The organism is Enorma sp., from assembly GCF_982429025.1.
The window spans coordinates 48,771-67,204 of sequence record NZ_CEWCAA010000001.1 but is presented as its reverse complement, the minus strand read 5'-3'; the positions used below and the strand labels follow the sequence as shown (position 1 = coordinate 67,204).

The following is an 18,434-nucleotide window of genomic DNA, read 5'->3' as shown; positions in this document are numbered from 1 at the left end:
AGCGCGCTCATTGATGCCCTCATAAGGTCAATCCAAACAAGTTTTCAACTTTTGGGCACTTCATCGGCACCTGTCTGAGTACATGCCAATTGAGGCTCATAGAAACCGCAGGTGGAAACGTTGCTCGAGCAAGGGGCAGGACCTATATACCCAGACCTCTTCCAAGCAAGTGCCCAAAAATTGAACTCTCCTATCAATTAAGAAGCACTCGTCTGCCGAAACGCTAGAAGGCGCGCTCGTCGCCGCCCGCATGGCCCACTTCATACATGCTCGCCCCGCCCTGCAGACGCCCACCGCCCGCCGCACATTACAGCTCGTCGTACGGCATGCGGCGGCGGACGAAATAGTACAGCACCAGCAGCGACCATGCGAACGGGAAGAAGCAATAGCTCATGCCCAGCACTGCAAGACGCGCCACGTAGAACACCCCGCGCCCGAGCCCCTCGCGCTCTCTGGTTTCGCACGTCATGCGCACGAAGCTGCCTCCCGGCGTGGACCCACCGTGCAACCATGGAAGCACACCTTCAACCAGCAGAAACGTCGCAACTGACACGACGAGAATCCATGGTGCTCGCGCCAAGCGATCCCCGCCCGGCACGTTCTCGAATAGCATCGTGAGTGCCGTGGTCGCCACGATGACGATCAGCCCCATAAGGAGGCTATCGAGCCCGAACGCCACGCAGCGGCGCACGAACCCCGGTTCATGGGTGATATCGCTGGCATTTGCCAGCGCGCCCGGTGGCAGAACGCGCCCGAGCTGCCCGGCGAACCACCAACCAATCGCCGCGCCAAGCGTGTTGTACATGAGGTCGTTGACATCGGCGGTGCGGTACGCGTACGGATATATTCCGAACAACCCCGTGCCCTGCGCGAGCTCGATGCAAAGCGAAGCCACAAGCCCCGCCACCACCGAAGCCCCAAACCCCCAGCGCAGAAGGCGCCCAGCGATAAACCCGAGGGGCACGAAGAACACCACGTTAAACGCAATCTGCGGAATCGTCGATATGCCCTCGCGCACGAAATCGCCTATAAATGCCAAGGGATTTAGTTGCCATGGCACACCGTACGTGATGCCCAAGCCAGAATCTCCCGACGGCAGCGGGTAGAGGGTAAAACAACCGAGACCAAGCAGGTAGAGCACCGCGAGATAGGTCGATGCCACCGAAACGAATTTGAGACGCCCATCGCGATGGTAGAGATACGCCAAAATAGGCAAGGTGAGCGCCGTGGCCGCAAGCGGCCACAAACCCACCGCGAGCATGAAGTTCTCGCTGTATCCGCTTATGAATCGCTCGATCATGCCCATGGCTACCCCGTGTTCGAAATCGCATTTGCACCGCAGCGCTATGCTCCATTGCCTACGCTGCCAGCCATTTTTACAGGTACACGCCAGACACACCATCGATTTTGCTTACGTGTAGCTTACGGTTTGGTAAGAAGAGGAGCAGGGAGTGTCCAGATGCGCGCGGCCGTCGCGAAAAAGGGCGCGAGATGCTTCGGGCCTGGCGCGTGAAGCGTTCTCAAAAGGGCCGCGCATTGCCCCCTCAAAAGATGCACGGAAGCCACTGCAAGCGATATGCTAAGAAGATAGCAAACTCATTCTGGAAAACGGGGGTTGCCCATGGCAATCGAAAAGGTCAGGGCGTATTTAGCCGAACATGACATGGCAGATCGCATCTTGGAATTCGAAGTTTCAAGTGCCACCGTCGAACTTGCCGCCCAGGCGGCGGGCGTGGAACCGGAGCGCATCGCGAAAACGCTCTCGTTTCACGCGGGCGACCGCGTGGCGCTCATCGTTGCTGCGGGAGACGCGCGCATCGACAATCAGAAGTACAAAGCGCAGTTTCACACCAAGGCGAAGATGCTCGGGACCGAGGAAGCCGAGCAGCTCATTGGCCATGCCGTCGGCGGCGTGTGCCCCTTCGCCGTGAACGACGGATGCGATGTGTACCTCGACGCCTCGCTCCGCCGGTTCGAGACGGTCTTCCCCGCCTGCGGCAGCGCGAACAGCGCCATCGAGCTCACGCCGGACGAACTCGAAGAGCTCTGCGCACCCTGTACCTGGGTCGACGTGTGCAAGCTACCGGCCTAGCGCGACGTGCAAAACGACCCCATGTAAAATCACCCCAGGGGTTTTTAACAAGGGGTTGTTATCATTGCCGTCCCGTGCGAGCGAGACGGCAGTCCTGTCCTGGCTATTCCGCAGTACGTCCCGCGTGCGCCAGTCCCACCAGGCAGACGACGGAACCCATGGCTGCAAGCACACCACCTGCAAGCCCAATGCTCGACAGCGAAAACGCCGTGCTCACCATGCCGCCAAAAAACGACCCAGAACCAATCCCCAAATTGAAGATCCCCGAGTATAGCGCGACCGCCACAGACGCCTCGTCCGGTCGCGTGTAGCGAATGATCTCGGCCTGGAACGCGATACCGAACGCCGTGTTGCACGCTCCCCACAGCGCGAGCATACCGAATATGCCTGCTACAAACGGTGCCGCGACATTCAACAGGAGCAGCGCTGCCGAAAGCCCCGCGAGCGCCGTACCCAAGAACGGAAGCCGGTGCGCGTCGTAGGCACGCGAGAACAGAAGGCTCCCTGCGAGCCCGGCAGCGCCGAAAACCGTGAGCGCCATGGTGGCGGTACCGGCGTCGAGGCGTGCGACCTGCGCAAGATACGGGTCGATGTAGCTGTACGCCGTGTAATAGCCGGTCGCCACGAGCAACGTGCTCACATAGACCGTCAGGAGCGCACGGTTGCGGAAGAGACCAGGCAGCTGACGCAGTCCGAAACGCTCGCCAGCGGGAATGCGCGGAAAGATGAGCGCCATGTAGACTGCGAGAGCTGCACCCACCACGCCCACGCAGGCAAACGTCATGCGCCAGCCCACTGCCAAGCCGATCGCACGACCAAGGGGCAGGCCGAACACCATGGCGACCGACGTTCCCGTCGCGACCATGCTGAGCGCAAGCGACCCATACTCCGGCGCGACTGCACGCGTCGCCATGACCGAGGCGATCGACCAGAAGATCGCGTGCGCGCAGGCAACGAGCAGGCGCGCTGCAACGAGCAGCTCGAACGTGGGAGCCACAGCGCAGGCGAACTGGCCCGCCGTAAACAGCGCGATTACCGTGAGCAGCAACCGCTTGAACTCGAAACGCGATGCAAACACCATGAGCGGCAGCGAGAGCGCCATGACCGCCCATGCATAGATCGAGGTCATCATGCCAGCCTGCGCCTCGGTAAGGCCGAAGCCGCCGGCGATGCTGCTCAAAAGGCCGATGGGCATGAACTCCGAGGTGTTGAACACGAAGGCCGAGCAGGTGAGACCTGCAAGCGCAAGCCACTGCCGCGCCGTCATGGCGTCGCTCTGCGAGGAAGCTGTGCGCGCTGCCGCACCGCGTTCGGCAGACGACTCGGGTGCGGCAGCAGCGGCAGATGTAATCTCAACGGCAACCGCTTCTCCGCATTTTTCCATCGTCCATCCCCTCTCCATGCTATTCGGGCGCTCGCTATACCCAACAAACGGTTCGCGATTGTAGCAAAGTGAGACTCTGGCGTTGGCCCTGGAGACACGGCAACATTTCCGAAACATCCCGCCGCGAGCAATGGCGCAAACGCGCCCCGCGAAACGCCTGCCGTGCATCCGTCAGACAAAAACTTCCGGATATCAACGGTTGTTTTCCGAGTCGCCGAGTATAGACGATTTTTAGCCCGCGTTTATCTGGGAAAATAACCGAGATTTCAGACGCATACTCGGCACATCCAAAAATAACCGTTGATATCCGAAAGTTTTGGCGCTCAAACACCGGCGGCCCCGCCACCGGCATGGGCAGCGGGGCCGCAATGTTAGAAAAACCCTGGAGTTCTTTTACATGGTGCTAGTCCTTCTTGATCCAGGAGAACATGGAACGAATCTTCTCGCCTGTCTGCTCGATCGGATGGCTGTTGATCTCTTCGCGCTTCTCGAGCAGCCACTTGTGGCCATTCGCGCAGTCATCCACGAACTCCTGAGCGAACGAGCCGTCCTGGATGCGAGCCAGGATCTGCTTCATGGCCTCGCGGCTCTGCTCGTTGATGACCTTGGGACCGGCATAGTACTCGCCGTACTCGGCCGTGTTCGAGATGGAGTAGTTCATGAAGTGGATACCGCTCTCGTACATGAGGTCCACGATCATCTTCATCTCGTGGTAGCACTCGAAGTACGCGAGCTCGGGCGGGTACCCCGCCTCGGTGAGAGTTTCGAAGCCCGCCTTCACGAGCTCAACAAGACCGCCGCACAGCACGGCCTGCTCGCCGAAGAGGTCTTCTTCGGTCTCCTCCTTGAACGTAGCCTTGATGATGCCGGAGCGGGCACCGCCCACGCCCCAGCAGTACGCGAGCGCGATGTCCCACGCATTACCGGTAGCGTCCTGCTGCACACAGGCGAGGTCGGGCACGCCGGAACCCTCGGTGTACTGGCGACGAACGATGTGGCCCGGGCCCTTAGGCGCGCACATGATGACGTTCACGTCCTCAGGCGGCACGATGTAGCCGTAGTGGATGTTGAAACCATGGGCGAAGGCGAGCGTGTTGCCGGGCTTAAGGTGCGCCTTGATGTGCTCCTCGTAGACCTTGGGCTGGGTCTCATCGGGCGTGAGAATCATGATGAGGTCGGCTTCCTCAGCTGCGGTGTCCATGTCGCACACCTTGAGGCCCGCCTCCTCGGCCTTGGTCCAGCTGCTCGAGCCCTCGCGCAGGCCCACGCGCACGTCGCAGCCCGAATCGAGCAGGTTGAGCGCATGGGCGTGGCCCTGGCTTCCGTAGCCGATGATGGCGATCTTCATGTTTTGGATCACCTCGGGCTTGCAGTCCGCCTCATAGTAAATCGTTACAGCCATTTCTTGTCTCCTTTGAATCGTGGCTGATAGTACCTTGCTCACATCTCCGTGTTGGGACACCGCCGCGGAATGAGTCAAAATGGACCCGTCCCAAAATGGATCGCTACGAGCGCGACATGGCGATCTTGCCCGTGCGCGTGATTTGGCGCAGGCCGTAGCCGCGGAAGAGATCCTCCATGGCGTCGAGCTTGCTCGCCGTGCCCGTCGCCTCGACGGTCAGCGAGTTCTTGCCCACATCGACCACCTTCGCGCGGAAGATGTTCGCGATCTCGATGATCTCGTGGCGCTTGTCGGCGGGCGCGAGCACCTTGAACAGCACGAGCTCGCGTTCGATGGCGTCCTCATGCGTCATATCGCTGATCTTATAGACGCTCACGAGCTTATGGAGCTGCTTGGTGAGCTGCTCGTATGCCACCGCATCGGCGTCGACGATGATGGTCATACGGCTCATGGTGGTGTCTTCGGTTGGGGCCACGGTCAGCGAGTCGATGTTGAACCCGCGTCGGCTGATGAGCCCCGTCACGCGACTGAGCACGCCGGGCTTGTTCTCGACGAGCACCGAAAGGATGTATTTCATCTCACTCGTCTCCCTTCTGCGCGGCAACACCGCGCGCAAGCCCGCTGCCCTCGGAGCCGGGTTGCGGACCGGCGGCAACGCGCGCCGACGCATCGGACTCATCGAGCGGCAGCGGCTCTGCCACGGTGCCCGCATGCTCGCCCGCCGGGCTCATGCCCTTCTCGGTTACGCGCACGCCGCCGAGCGTCACATCAATCGCGCCGATGATATCGTCGATGGCCGCGCCGGGCGCCACCATGGGATACACGGTCTGCGCCGTGGGAATGATGACATCCAGCAAGTAGGGGCCCTCGGCGGCGAGCATCCGGTCCAGAGCGTCACTGATCTGGTCGGGGTGCGCGATGCGCTCCGCCTGCCAGCCGTACGCCTCGGCCAGCTTCACGAAGTCGGGGTTCGCCGTGAACTCCGTGCACGAATAGCGCTCGTGGTAGAACAGCCGCTGCCACTGGTGCACCATGCCGAGTGCATTGTTGTCGATGACGAGTACCTTCACCGCTACACCGTTACCGAGCGCCGTGGCCATCTCCTGGATGTTCATCTGGATGGAACCGTCGCCCGCGACGCACACCACCTGCGCGTCCGGCCGCCCGATCTTGGCGCCGATAGCCGCCGGGAATCCGAAGCCCATCGTGCCCAGGCCACCCGAGCTGATGAACGTGCGGCTCTCCTCGCGGTGCACGTGCTGGTGCGCCCACATCTGATGCTGGCCAACCTCGGTCGTGACCACGCTTTCATGGGGATCGAGCTTGTTGGAAAGCGCCTCGAGCACTTGCTCCGGCGCGATGCGGTCGGGATAGTCGACGAAATCCTCGGTGTAGAACGGCCAGCGCTCGCGCCATTCGAACACGGTCTCGACCCATTCCGCACTTCTTGGCTGGGCCTCAACCTTGTCGAGTCGCGCGTTGATGGCCGCGACGACGCCTTGGGCATCGCCCACGATGGGCACCTGCGGGTCGCGCACCTTGCCGATCTCGGCCGGGTCTATATCGATGTGAATGACCTTCGCATGCGGCGCGAACTCGCTGAGCTTGCCCGTCACGCGATCCGAGAAGCGCGCGCCCACCGCAATGAGGAGGTCACACTCGGTCACTGCCATGTTTGCATACTTGGAGCCGTGCATGCCCACGGGTCCTAAGTTGAGCGGGTTGGAGCAGGGCATGGCCGCCTTGCCCAACAAGGTCGTGACCACGGGAATCTGCATCTTCTCCGCGAGCTCAATCACCTCGTCGCACGCATGGCTCGACACCACGCCGCCACCCACCATGAGCAGCGGTCGAGTTGCCGCGCGGATATACTCGACCGCCTGCTTGACCTGCTTGGCATTGCCGCGATAGTTGGGCCGGTAGCTGGGGATGTCGATATGGTCCGGATAGCGGAACACCATCTGCGCGCCGGCGAGGTCACTCGGGATGTCGATGAGCACCGGGCCGGGGCGACCGGTCGAGGCGATGTAGAACGCCTCGCGGAACGTCTTCGTAAGGTCGTCGGTGCTCTGCAAGAGGAAGCTGTGCTTCACCACGGGCATGGTGATGCCCACGATGTCGGCTTCCTGGAAGGCGTCGGTGCCGATGACGCCGCGCGTGACTTGGCCCGTGATGACCACGAGCGGCACGGAGTCCATGTACGCCGTGGCGATGCCCGTCACCGTGTTGGTGGCGCCGGGGCCGGACGTCACGAGCACCACGCCCACCTTGCCGGTGGCGCGGGCGTAGCCATCGGCCTCGTGCACCGCACCTTGCTCGTGGCGGGCAAGGATGTGCCGAATCTTCGTGGAGTCGTAGAGCGCGTCGTAGATCTTGATGGCCTGGCCGCCGGGGTACCCGAAGAGCGTGTCCACGCCCTCTGCCTCGAGGCTCGCGATGATAGCCTGGGCGCCGGTCATGGTCTTGCCCTCGTGCTCGGTATGGCTGCCTGGCCCGAAGGGCTTGCCGCTTATGGCGAGCTCCTTGAGCGCCAGCCGTTCGGCGCGCGTGGTACCCGCCGAAGGAGCGGCCTGCGCGGCAGTTACGCAGACATGCTGGCGAATATCGTCGGGCATGTCCGGCGTGCGCGGACTGCCGGCGAGCGGTGCCGGCTGCCCAGCTGCCGCCCCTGCCGCCGGCGTCTCCGTGCGCGCCGCCGGCGCGGCACCGCCCGCACGCTCCGTCCCGCTCCGGTCGTTCGCGTTCGTCATGACAGATACGCCCCCTTATCTGCGCTGGTCACGAGCTTTGCATACCGGCTCAGCACGCCGGTGATGTACTTGGGCGCGGGCGGCTGCCACGCAGCGCGGCGCTGCTTGAGCTCCGCCTCTTCCACCCGCAGCTCAAGCGATCCCGCCTCGATGTCGATGTCGATGATGTCGCCCTCTTCCACGAGCGCGATGGGACCGCCTGCCGCGGCCTCAGGCGAGACATGGCCGATGCAGGGACCCTTGCTCGCGCCGGAGAAGCGCCCGTCGGTGATGAGCGCCACGGACTTATCGAGCCCCATGCCGCAGATAGCGCTCGTGGGCGTGAGCATCTCGCGCATGCCGGGGCCGCCTGCCGGGCCCTCGTAGCGAATGACCACCACGTCGCCCGGGTTGATCGCCCCGCCGAAGATCGCCTTGCAAGCTTCTTCCTCGCTGTTGAACACGCGCGCGGGGCCGGAATGCCGGTACATTTCGGGCGAGCAGGCGGAGCGCTTCACCACGCCGCAATCCGGCGCAAGGCTGCCGCGCATGACCTTAAGGCCGCCGATGGGGCTGTATGCGCTCTCGATCTCGCGAACGATCTCTCCGTCCGCGGGCGGGCACTGGGCGATCCAATCCTTCATGCAGCCATGGCAGGTGCATGCCGTCTCGTCGAGCAGGCCTGCTCGCCCGAGCACGCCCAGAATCGCCGGGATGCCGCCCACGGTGTTGAGGTCCTCGATATGGAGCGGCCCCGCCGGCGCGATGCGCACGATGTTCGGCGTCTCGTCGGAGATGCGATCCCAGTCGTCCATGGTGACGGGGCAGCCCGCCGCCTGCGCGATGGCCGTGAGGTGGAGCATGGTGTTGGTGGAGCCGCCGAAGGCCATGTCGAGCACCATGCCGTTGTGGATGGCCGCGGGCGTGAGGATGTCGAGCGCCGTGATGCCCTTTTCGACCAGCTCCATCACCTGCATGCCCGTCTGCTTGGCGAGGCGGATGCGCTCGGAATACACGGCAGGCACGGTGCCGTTACCGGGAAGCGCCAAGCCGAGGGCCTCGGCCAGGCAGCAGATCGAGTTGGCGGTGAACATGCCCGAGCAGCTGCCGCATGTGGGGCAGGCGGTATTCTCGAGCCACGTGCACTCCTCCTCGGTCATGGTGCCCGCCGTAACCTGACCCACGGCGTCGAAAAGCGTGTTCAGGTCCGTCTGCTTTCCGCACTTATCATGCCCGGCGAGCATGGGCCCGCCGGAGACGAGCATGGTGGGGATATTCAGACGCGCCGCGGCGATGAGCATGCCGGGGACGATCTTGTCGCAGCTGGGGATGAGGACCATCGCATCGAACTGGTGGCCCTGGATAGCGCACTCGACAGAGTCTGCGATGACCTCGCGCGAGACCAAACTGTAGTGCATGCCCTCATGGTTCATGGCGATGCCGTCGCACACGCCGATGGTGTTGATCTGCAGCGGCGTGCCGCCGGCCATGCGAATGCCCGCCTTCACGGCGTCGGCAATCTGCTGGAGGTGGAGGTGCCCCGGGATAACTTCGTTCTGCGCGGAGACCACGGCGACAAGCGGGCGCTCAAGCTCCTCGTCGGTAAGGCCATCTGCCTTGAGCAGGCTGCGGTGCGGCGCACGAGCCAGCCCCTTCTTTACGGCATCGCTTCTGAGTTCCATACACCCTCGCTTCCCTTTACGTCGGCGCGTGGCCAAACGGCTGGTGAAATTCAGGAAATGCGAGGTCATGGCGTGGGTTCGGCGATTGCTGCGGCGATTTCCGCGCGGTCGCTTGGCGGGGGCCCGTCGGGACCCTCACCTACTACCCAACCCTGCTCGATGCCCGTAACGGGGGCGCCGGCGCGGCATACTGACGAGCCTGCCGCGCGGGGGATCGCCCGGCGCAGACACGCGTTCAGCTGCACTGCTCGAGGGGGTGTTCCCAACCAGTCGCCGCGGGTTCTCACGCATCCCCGCTCGCTGTGGCACGTCCGGCCGGTACTCGCCCTGTCATCGCATTTGCTGAGTGTTATTAGTGTCGCATGGGCACACGCGGGCACGGACGACAAGCAGGACACGAAACACGCAGGAAATACTTTGACATGATGGAGTGTCGCCCTCCATTCAGGACTCAGATTCACAGTTCGAGCCCCACTATTTCCCAAATTGCGCCAAGTGAACAGTTTTTGCAGGGGTGCCGGAGTATAGGCGACTTTTTGAAAAACAAACTCGCAGGTCAGCCGAATGAGAAAAGATGGGCTATTTGGCAGGTGGTCACAAAACTGTTCACTTGACGCAATATGGGAAACAGGACACTCGGAACATCCCGTTTCGAGAGCCTCCGACAAGCACCAGCAGGCGTCTGACGTAGAACCGTCACTCGGCGAAGCGGCGCAAGTCCCATCCACGGCGCTCCGCTTCGCGAATGAGCTCCTGCGGGCTGGCATCCTCGAGCGCCGTCACGTCTACGATCGCCCACGGCGAGCTCGAAAACACCGCCGACCCCGTCTCGTCGATAAGCGCCGCACGTAGGCGGTCGACGTTGATAAGAATGCGATCATCCATGGACGCCCCCTACTCGCTGCGCTGGCTAAGCCGCGCAGCCATTGTGCTTCCCGCCGTCACTTGAACCCGCATAGTCTTGAAAAAGAAGACCGGCACAGCGCGACAAGTACCCTAACGTGGCACTTTGCAACGGCGCGACGCGATAGAACCGTATTTGGAAAAACGCCGCGCTAGAACTCTCGGAACCCCTGCAAGCAGATAGTACCTCGGTATGCACCAGCCGTCCAAGCGGCTTTTCGCGTTGCGCGTCTTGGCTACAAGGTCGACGTCGTAAGACAAGGGCCTGTCGAAAACCGAATAGCGAAGCGACCGACGGCGACCTCAAAATCATGCGAGGTTGCTGCCGACCGTTTTCCCATACGCAGCAGAGGCTTTGTCCGAACGCAGGACGAAGCCCTTGTTCGTATGACCCGCTATAATAGAGAACGTTTCCAATCGTAAAGGGAGCCCATCTTGCTCAACCCTGCCTATGCGTGCAGGGGGGGTCGCAAAAACCAGCAGCCCTTCCCAGGCAACTCGCGCTAATAACCGAATAGCCTGCCCGCACGCCACACGCTCGCGCGCCGCCCGCCGCACCGGCGCCCGCCCGCACCGCACCGCTCTACCGGCGAACAATGTTGCTCAACTTTCTGCGCACCCTCTGATGTATGTAGGAGATGCTGTATCCGCTGCATACATCGAGGAGCGCACCCCCATGCCCACCGCTGTACCCGCTGCCATCCTGCGAGGCGGCGCCCTATGACCGCGCCGGCAACCTATCGCGGCACCATCACCCGTGAGCAGTGGCTCGTCGACGAGACCCGCGTGATCGCCCGGCTCATGATGGAAGAAGGCCTCACAAGCGACGCGGAACTCATTGAGCGCGTCACCTCCCAGAATCTCTTCCAGTACCCCACCGAGCGCGAACAGGCCTCTATCACGCGCGCCTGCGCCCGGCGTCTGCGCGCCCTCTCGGACGACCCGCAAACCCGCGAACGCGCCATCGACCTCGTGGCGCACGGCACGCCCGACCAACTCAACCAAACAAACCTCTACGCCATGATGCGCGATAACCGCGTGGTGTGGGACTTCATGCTCTGCCTGGTGGCACGCAAATTCGAAGCGCTCGACAGCACGCTGCACCGCTACGAAATCGCCGACTTCCTCGAAGATCTGCGCACGCAAAGCGCGAAGGTCGCCACCTGGAGCGACGCCACGCTCAACAAGGCGCGCCAGGTGCTCACCGCCTGCCTGGCGAACTGCTGCATGTACAACCGCAAAACAGAGCAGCTCGTACCCCTCTTCTTGGATTTCGATCTCGAGATGTGCATCCGGGCGAACGGTGACGAGGCCGCGCTGCGCGCCTTCGGTATGGAAGGGTAGGCGACATGACCGCATCGGAATCCCCCTCGTTGGCCATGAGCTTCGAGCTTATACGCTCGCGCTTCTGCGATCCAGATTTCCGCGAGGGCAAGGGCTTGGGCAACGAGGTCCCCTTCTTCGTGTTCTCGTATGACGCGAAGAAAGAGAATGAGGTACGCGAACACACAGAGGAACTGCTCCGCTCGTCGCAGGCGGGCGAGATTCCCACGCGCATCGTTCATTTCGACCTATGGGATATCTTCCGCTCCGTATGCGAGCACTTCGAAATCTTAGACGACCTCACGCGCTTGGAAGAGCGGCAGGGCACGGATGCGGTTCTGCAGCAGATCCGCGAGCTTGCCATGCCGGAAGACTACGTGAGCGTTATGGCAGACCGCTATGAGAGCGAATATGGCGGCACGGAGCCTGGTCGCGACGTGGTGCTCATCACCGGCGTGGGTAAGGTCTATCCCTTCACCCGCGCGCACGACATCTTGGAAAACGCGCAGCCTGTCCTAAGCGACGTGCCGCTCGTGATCTTTTACCCCGGAGTCTACGACGGTCAGAGCCTACGACTGTTCGGCTCCATAGCAGATGGCAATTACTACCGAGCTTTCACCCTGCTCTAAAGAGTTATGGGTTGGCTTGAACCCGTCCCCAGCCAACCCGACGAGCGACAGGAAAGGAACGAGGACATGCGTATCCACGATATGTTCGAACGCGATATCGACCGAAACATCAACGGCGTCATCAAAATCGACCAGAACAGCGACGAAATCATCCAACAGGAGCTCGAGGAGTACGTGGTCACGCGCGAGCTGCGCCGGCACTTCTCCACGTTCTACGACGCCTACGAGCGCGCGCTCGACGTCCCCACGGACAAAATCGGTGTGTGGATCTCTGGCTTCTTCGGCTCTGGTAAATCGCACTTCCTGAAGATGCTCTCCTACCTGCTCTCGAACCGCGTGGTCAACGGCAAGCACGCGCTCGACTACATCGAACCGCGCTTCGAGGATCCCATGCTCGCCGCGAAGGCCGTGCGCGCGGCCAGCGTTCCCACGGAAACGATCCTCTTCAACATCGACAATAAGGGCTCCGGCAAGGACGAGTCTGCCGTGGTGCGCACGTTCTACCGCGTATTCTACGAAAACCAAGGCTTCTATGGCGCCAACCTCAAGCTGGCGCGCCTGGAATCGCTCATCGAGCTAGAAGGCAAGACGGAAGCCTTCCGCGCCGCCTATGAGCAGGCAAGCGGCCGCCCATGGCTCGAATGGCGCCGCACGTTCACATCCAAATCCGAGCCCATCATCGAAGCGCTCGCGGCCTGCGGATTCCAAACCCGCGAGGAGGCCGAACGCTGGTACAACGCGACAGAGCCCGAAGACCTCTCCATCGACACCCTCACCAACGAGATCCGCGATTATGCCGAACGCCGCGCCCGCGAGCACAACGGCCAGTTCCGCCTGCTCTTCATGGTGGACGAAGTAGGCCAGTACATCGGCGGCAACACGAGCCTCATGCTCAACCTGCAGTCCATCGTGGAGGGCATCGCTTCGAAATGCGCCAGCCGCGTGTGGGTCGTCGTGACCGGCCAGGAGGCAATCGACGAGATCACCTCTGTGGCGAGCGACGACTTCTCCAAGATCCAGGGCCGCTTCGACACGCGTCTCTCGCTCTCCAGCTCGGATGCGAGCGAGGTCATCAAGCGCCGCGTGCTTGCCAAGACGCCGGACGCCACGCAGCTGCTTAGCATGAAGTACCAGGAAAACTCCGCCGTGTTGGGCAACCTCTTCGCCTTTAGCGGAGATACCCGCGCGGACCTCACCGGCTACACCAGCGGCGAGGACTTCGCGCAGACGTTCCCCTTCGTGAACTACCAGTTCGGCCTCATGCAGAACGTCATGAACGAGCTGCGCAAGCAGGGACATTCCGGCAAGCACCTCTCGAGCGGCGAGCGCTCCATGCTCTCCGGCTTCCAAGAGGCGGCGCAAGCTGTGGAAAACCTCGACGAGAACGCGCTCGTGCCGTTCTGGCGCTTCTACGACGGAGCTCAAACGTTCTTGGAAAGCTACCACCGCCGCGTGATCAACCGCGCAGCCGAAGCGGCAGATAAGCACCAAGGCCTCGACCCTTACGACGTGAACGTGCTCAAGCTGCTCTTCCTGGTGCGCTGGGTGGAGCGCGATGTGGCGCCTACCATCGATAACATTGTGACCCTCATGACGAGCGACGTGCGCGAGAACCGCATGGAGCTGCGCGAGCAGGTGCAGGAATCGCTCGATCGCCTGCTTAAGCAAAACTACATCGCACGGAACGGCAACCGCTACCAGTTCCTCACAGATGAAGAGCAGGAAATCGCCAACCAGATCGCCCGCACCAAGGTGGATACCGCGCAGGTCGTGCGCAAAGCGGGCGAGATCCTCTTCAAAGAAATCTTCGACATGCCCAAGCTCACCGTAGATAAAAACCAGTTCCCTGTGGAGGAATGGCTCGATGCCACGCGCGCAAGCGCTCCGGGCGGCCTTACGCTGCGCGTGCTAGCGTGCATCGACGGTTCGCAGCCCCCCACGCGCGAAGAGCTCATCATGCGCTCGAGCGGCAACGAAGCCATCGTGCTGCCCAGCCAGGAGATCGACTTCTTCAGCCCCATCATGGAGGCGGCACGCATCGAACAGTTCACCCGCACGCTCGTGCGCGGCAACCTCCCTGCCAACCAGCAAGAGATCGTCCGCTCAAAACAGCAGGAGAAGACGCGCCTGGAACGCGAGGCAAGCGCCCTCTTGGAGCAGGCTATTCGCCAAGGTGAGTTCTACGTGCAAGGGCAGCAGGTCACGCCCGCTAAAACGTCGCAGGCGAAAAAGGCCATGGAGGAGTGCCTCACGCGCCTGGTGAACGCGGTCTACCCCAACCTCTCGCTCATCGACACGAACTACGACGGCGACGACGACATCCGTAAGATCTTGAACGGCGCCATGCAGGCGCTCCCCGGTATCGAGCCCAACAAGGCGGCCGTCGACGAGGTCGACCGCATGCTCAAGGGCGAGGCAAGCCGCCACCGCACCGTGAGCATGCGCGATATCCAAACGCGTTACCAGGCCGCTCCCTACGGCTGGCGTGAACAGGATGTCGCCGGTGTGGTGGCACTGCTGCTGGAAGGCAAGCGCGCAAAGCTCACATATGCCGGCAAGGCAGTAGATCCGCGCGGCCCCAAGTGCGTTTCGTACCTGCGTCAACGCAGCATGATCGACAAGGTGCAGGTGGAGGCACGCGTCGCTGTGTCCGAAGGCACCCGTTCGCGCGTACGCCGGGTGGTGGAGGAACTCTGCGACGCGCATAACCTCCCCGTAGAGGAAGACGCGCTCGCCGAAGCCTCACGCAAGCTCTTGGAGGAGCGCCTTGCCGGGCTCAAGCAGCTTATAGGTGTGGAATACCGTCGCAACGGCAGGTACCCCGGCCGCGCAGATGTGGATAACGCTATCAGGACGCTCGAAGGCGTGCTCGCCACAGGTATGGATTCCGCCGATCTGCTGAACTCCATCGCGAATGATCACAACGAACTGCTAAACGCCGCCGAAGACCTCGAAGACGTGGACACCTTCTTCAATACCCAGCAGCGCGAGACGTTCGACCGCGCAGGTCAGCTCTTGAAAGACATGAAGAGCGAGCAGAGCTACCTCGCCACGAACGAAGAGGCGACATCTGCCCTCAAGCTCGTAGATGAGATTCTCGACCTGCCGAGCCCCTATAGGCGCATCAAAGAGCTCCCCGAAGCCTCCCAAACGGTGCAAAATGCCTACAGGCAGCTACTTAAAGCGAAGCGTGACGACCTTCTAATGCGCATCGAGAGCGTCTTCGCAGAAACCCGTGCTTATGCGGACGAACATGACGTCAAGCTGCCTAGCATTGAGCAGACGCGCCTTTCCTTCGAGGGCTATGCGAAGGACTACGACTCGCTTGCCCAGCTCGATGCCCTGTGCACGCGCCTGGAACAAGCCCAAAGCAGACTGTACAGCGAAATCGAAACCGAGCGCGACCGCCTGGAGGCGCGGCATGCAGCGTCACCCGTTGCACCCACACGGGCAGGCGCGAGCACCGACGGCGGTTCCGCCCCAACCATCCCGCCCGCTTCTAAACCCAAGCTTAAGCACGTCTCGCGCAGCGAGGTCTTCAAGCCCCAACGCCTGCGCAATGAGGCGGAAGTCGACCAGTACCTTGAACGAGCTCGCAAGCGGCTGCTCCGCGCGCTCGAAGGCAACGACGCCATCCAAATGAACTAGTCGCCGCGCGGACGGCCCTCCGTGAAGCAGCCGCCCGCGCACCTCACGCATACCGAAGGAGCGTGCATGGATACCAAACCGCTTGAAAAGTTCTGCCCCTGGGCTCGCGTAAAGCTCATCGATGCCATCCACGCCCGCTGCGTGCTCAACGGCCTGGACGACGCTGGCCGTGCCGCTGCTGGTATGGGTTCCGAGGTTGTTGGCGGCCGCGTACTCAGCCCAGTTGAACGCCGGCAGCGCGACAACCTCTTCACGCGCATCGAAGCAGTTGGCTACAACGCCTTCGTGGATGAAAAAGCCTACACCTGGTTCAACCGCTTCATGGGCATCCGTTACATGGAGGTGCACGGCTATCTGCCGAGCGGTATCCGCGTGCTTTCAGATACCGATGGATCGTTCGGCCCCGCGTGCCTGCGCGCCGCCGGAGAGCTCGATCTGCCCGGTCTCGACCGCGACCAGGCGATCGACCTCGCGATAGCCGGTAACCGCTCGGAGCTCTTCCGCCTCATCCTCATCGCGCAGTGCAATCAGCTGGCCGATGCCCTACCCAGCGTATTCGATCATGTGGATGACGCTGACGCCCTTGTGCTGCCCGACGCCCTGCTTAACAAAGACGAAAACAACGTGCTCTACCACCTGATGGAGGACATTCCAGAGGAAACCTGGAACGACGTCGAGGTCATGGGCTGGATGTACCAGTTCTACAACAGTGAGCTCAAGCGCGCGTACTTCGATAGCAAGCGCAAGGCGGCCGTAGAGGACATCCCGCCCGCCACGCAGCTCTTCACGCCCGACTGGATCGTGCGCTACATGGTGGACAACTCGCTCGGGCGGCTGTGGATGCTCAACTTCCCCGAAAGCCACCTCGCCGAGCGCGCGAAGACCGTAGACCCCGCCGAGCACCTCATGGAGTACTACATCGCGCCGGACGAGGAGCACGAGGACGTTATCCGCATATCCGGGCCGGAGGACATCACCTTCTGCGACCCGGCGTGCGGCTCGGGGCATATCCTGGTGTACGCGTTCCGCCTGCTATTCGCCATGTACCAGGAGCGCGGCTACCGCGAGCGCGAGATCCCATCGCTCATCTTGGAGAAGAACCTCTCCGGCATGGAGATCGACCCGCGCGCCGCGCAGATCGCCGAGCTGGCGCTCGCCATGTGCGCCCGAGAGCACGACCGACGCTTCTTCACACGCGGCGTGCAGGCAGATGTCCGGGTGCTGGAAAGCGTGGATATCGATGCCGATGGTCTCGCACCCGAAAGCCCCCTGCGCGAGCGGAGCGGGCTGCTTGAGGGGCTGGCGCACCTGAGCGAGATCGGCAGTTTGCTCGCGCCGGGCAAGGACGACATCGCCGCGCTCGAGAGCGCGCTTGCCGAAGGCGCGAGCGACACCATCTTCGCCTCGCACGCGAGCGAGCGCGTGAAGCAGGCACTCGGCATGTGCCGCACGCTCGCACGCCGCTTCGACGTGGTGGTCGCCAACCCGCCGTACATGGGTGGCAGCAGCTTCAACCCGTTCATGAGCAAGTGGATGAAGAAGCACTATCCCGATGTTAAAAGCGACCTGTTTGCCGCTTTCATCGTTCGCATCATGAACTACGCGAACGACCACGGTGAAGTGGGCATCATGTCACCTTTCGTGTGGATGTTCATCGGTAGCTACGAGAAGCTGCGCAACAAGATCATCGACGAAAAGACGCTCACCAGTCTCATCCAGCTCGAATACTCTGGATTCGCCGGCGCAACCGTTCCGATCTGCACCTTCACGTTCCATAACTCGCATATCGATGACTATATGGGTGGCTACATCCGCCTTTCCGATTTCGTCGGCGCGTCCGTTCAGGCACCGAAAGCGCTCGAAGCCATCCAAAACCCCGACTGCGGCTACTTCTACCGAGCCGACGCCACAACCTTCCACGACATCCCCGGCTCCCCCATCGCCTATTGGGCTAGCGAAGCCGTCATGGATGCCTTTATTCATTGCAAGGCCTTAGGTTCATGGCTTACTACTAGAGAGGGCATGGCAACCGCAGACAACGATCGCTTTGTTCGTTGCTGGTGGGAAGTTTCCACCAGCCGATTGAACCCTTCCTGCCGCGATTCCGAAAATGCAACCGCTAGCGGCGCCAAATGGTTTCCATACCAAAAAGGAGGTGATTTCAGAAAGTGGTTCGGGAACAACGAGCTCGTTGTCAACTGGCTTAACGATGGAGAAGAAATCAGAGGCAACGTCGACCCAAAAACAGGAAGAATTCGTTCACACAATTACAACGGGCAATATGCTTTTCGCGAGGGAATCACTTGGTCATCGCTCTCATCCGGAATGATACATCTGCGCTATTCACCTCCAGGTTCACTCTTTGATAGCAAAGGCGCCAAAGGATTCTCCTCAAACACAAATAAAACCCTATATGCACTTAGCCTGATTAACTCAAGCGCCGCGTCATCCTTTTTGTCTTTCTTGGCGCCAACACTTGACTTCAAAGTTGGCGATGTCATCGAGATCCCAGATCCAGACGCAGATATCGAAACAACGATACCCATTGCGCGTGACTGCGTATCTCTTTCAAAGAAGGAGTACGACTCCCAAGAAACCTCTTGGGAATTCAAGCACAACTCATTGATATAGGCAGGAGACGC

General features: G+C 61.6%; 12 protein-coding genes. 5 read left to right on the top strand and 7 right to left on the bottom strand.

The window, feature by feature from the left end; translation table 11 throughout:
- Positions 1-307: 307 nt before the first annotated feature.
- Complete coding sequence (locus AC1VS5_RS00250) at positions 308-1,306, bottom strand: VanZ family protein (RefSeq protein WP_481217287.1); 999 nt, start codon at positions 1,304-1,306, stop codon at positions 308-310.
- Positions 1,307-1,621: 315 nt separating this feature from the next.
- Here AC1VS5_RS00250 and AC1VS5_RS00245 point away from each other — a divergent pair, with 315 nt between their 5' ends.
- Positions 1,622-2,092, top strand: coding sequence for a YbaK/EbsC family protein (locus AC1VS5_RS00245; protein WP_481217286.1), 471 nt, complete (start codon positions 1,622-1,624; stop codon positions 2,090-2,092).
- 103 nt (positions 2,093-2,195) lie between these two features.
- On the opposite strand, the gene AC1VS5_RS00240 is transcribed toward AC1VS5_RS00245, so the two are convergent.
- The 6 genes from AC1VS5_RS00240 to AC1VS5_RS00215 all read right to left on the bottom strand — a co-directional run bounded on the left by AC1VS5_RS00240 (position 2,196) and on the right by AC1VS5_RS00215 (position 10,174).
- Positions 2,196-3,476: an MFS transporter gene (locus AC1VS5_RS00240; protein WP_481217285.1), complete on the bottom strand. Its 1,281-nt coding sequence runs from the start codon at positions 3,474-3,476 to the stop codon at positions 2,196-2,198.
- A 403-nt stretch (positions 3,477-3,879) separates the two neighbouring features.
- A complete protein-coding gene (gene ilvC / locus AC1VS5_RS00235; RefSeq protein ID WP_481217284.1) occupies positions 3,880-4,878 on the bottom strand; it encodes a ketol-acid reductoisomerase in 999 nt (332 codons plus the stop codon).
- A 103-nt stretch (positions 4,879-4,981) separates the two neighbouring features.
- Positions 4,982-5,455, bottom strand: coding sequence for an acetolactate synthase small subunit (ilvN, locus tag AC1VS5_RS00230; protein WP_019127688.1), 474 nt, complete (start codon positions 5,453-5,455; stop codon positions 4,982-4,984).
- A gap of 1 nt (position 5,456) precedes the next feature.
- Positions 5,457-7,628, bottom strand: coding sequence for a biosynthetic-type acetolactate synthase large subunit (gene ilvB / locus AC1VS5_RS00225; RefSeq protein ID WP_481217283.1), 2,172 nt, complete (start codon positions 7,626-7,628; stop codon positions 5,457-5,459).
- On the bottom strand, positions 7,625-9,289 hold the full coding sequence (ilvD, locus tag AC1VS5_RS00220) for a dihydroxy-acid dehydratase (protein WP_481217282.1): 1,665 nt from the start codon (positions 9,287-9,289) through the stop codon (positions 7,625-7,627). Before ilvD ends, ilvB begins: the two co-directional genes overlap by 4 nt.
- Before the next feature lie 696 nt (positions 9,290-9,985).
- Entirely contained in the window at positions 9,986-10,174 is a 189-nt protein-coding gene (locus tag AC1VS5_RS00215; protein WP_481217281.1) for a hypothetical protein, read from the bottom strand.
- Between the two features lie 738 nt (positions 10,175-10,912).
- Here AC1VS5_RS00215 and AC1VS5_RS00210 point away from each other — a divergent pair.
- The 4 genes from AC1VS5_RS00210 (at position 10,913) to pglX (ending at position 18,423) form a co-directional block, all read left to right on the top strand.
- Positions 10,913-11,536, top strand: coding sequence for a DUF1819 family protein (locus AC1VS5_RS00210; protein WP_481217280.1), 624 nt, complete (start codon positions 10,913-10,915; stop codon positions 11,534-11,536).
- Between the two features lie 5 nt (positions 11,537-11,541).
- Positions 11,542-12,144 (top strand): DUF1788 domain-containing protein, encoded by a 603-nt coding sequence (locus tag AC1VS5_RS00205; RefSeq protein WP_481217279.1) that lies wholly within the window; start codon positions 11,542-11,544, stop codon positions 12,142-12,144.
- 66 nt (positions 12,145-12,210) lie between these two features.
- Positions 12,211-15,792, top strand: coding sequence for a BREX system P-loop protein BrxC (gene brxC, locus AC1VS5_RS00200; RefSeq protein ID WP_481217278.1), 3,582 nt, complete (start codon positions 12,211-12,213; stop codon positions 15,790-15,792).
- A gap of 66 nt (positions 15,793-15,858) precedes the next feature.
- Entirely contained in the window at positions 15,859-18,423 is a 2,565-nt protein-coding gene (gene pglX, locus AC1VS5_RS00195; protein ID WP_481217277.1) for a BREX-1 system adenine-specific DNA-methyltransferase PglX, read from the top strand.
- The last annotated feature ends 11 nt before the right edge of the window (positions 18,424-18,434 follow it).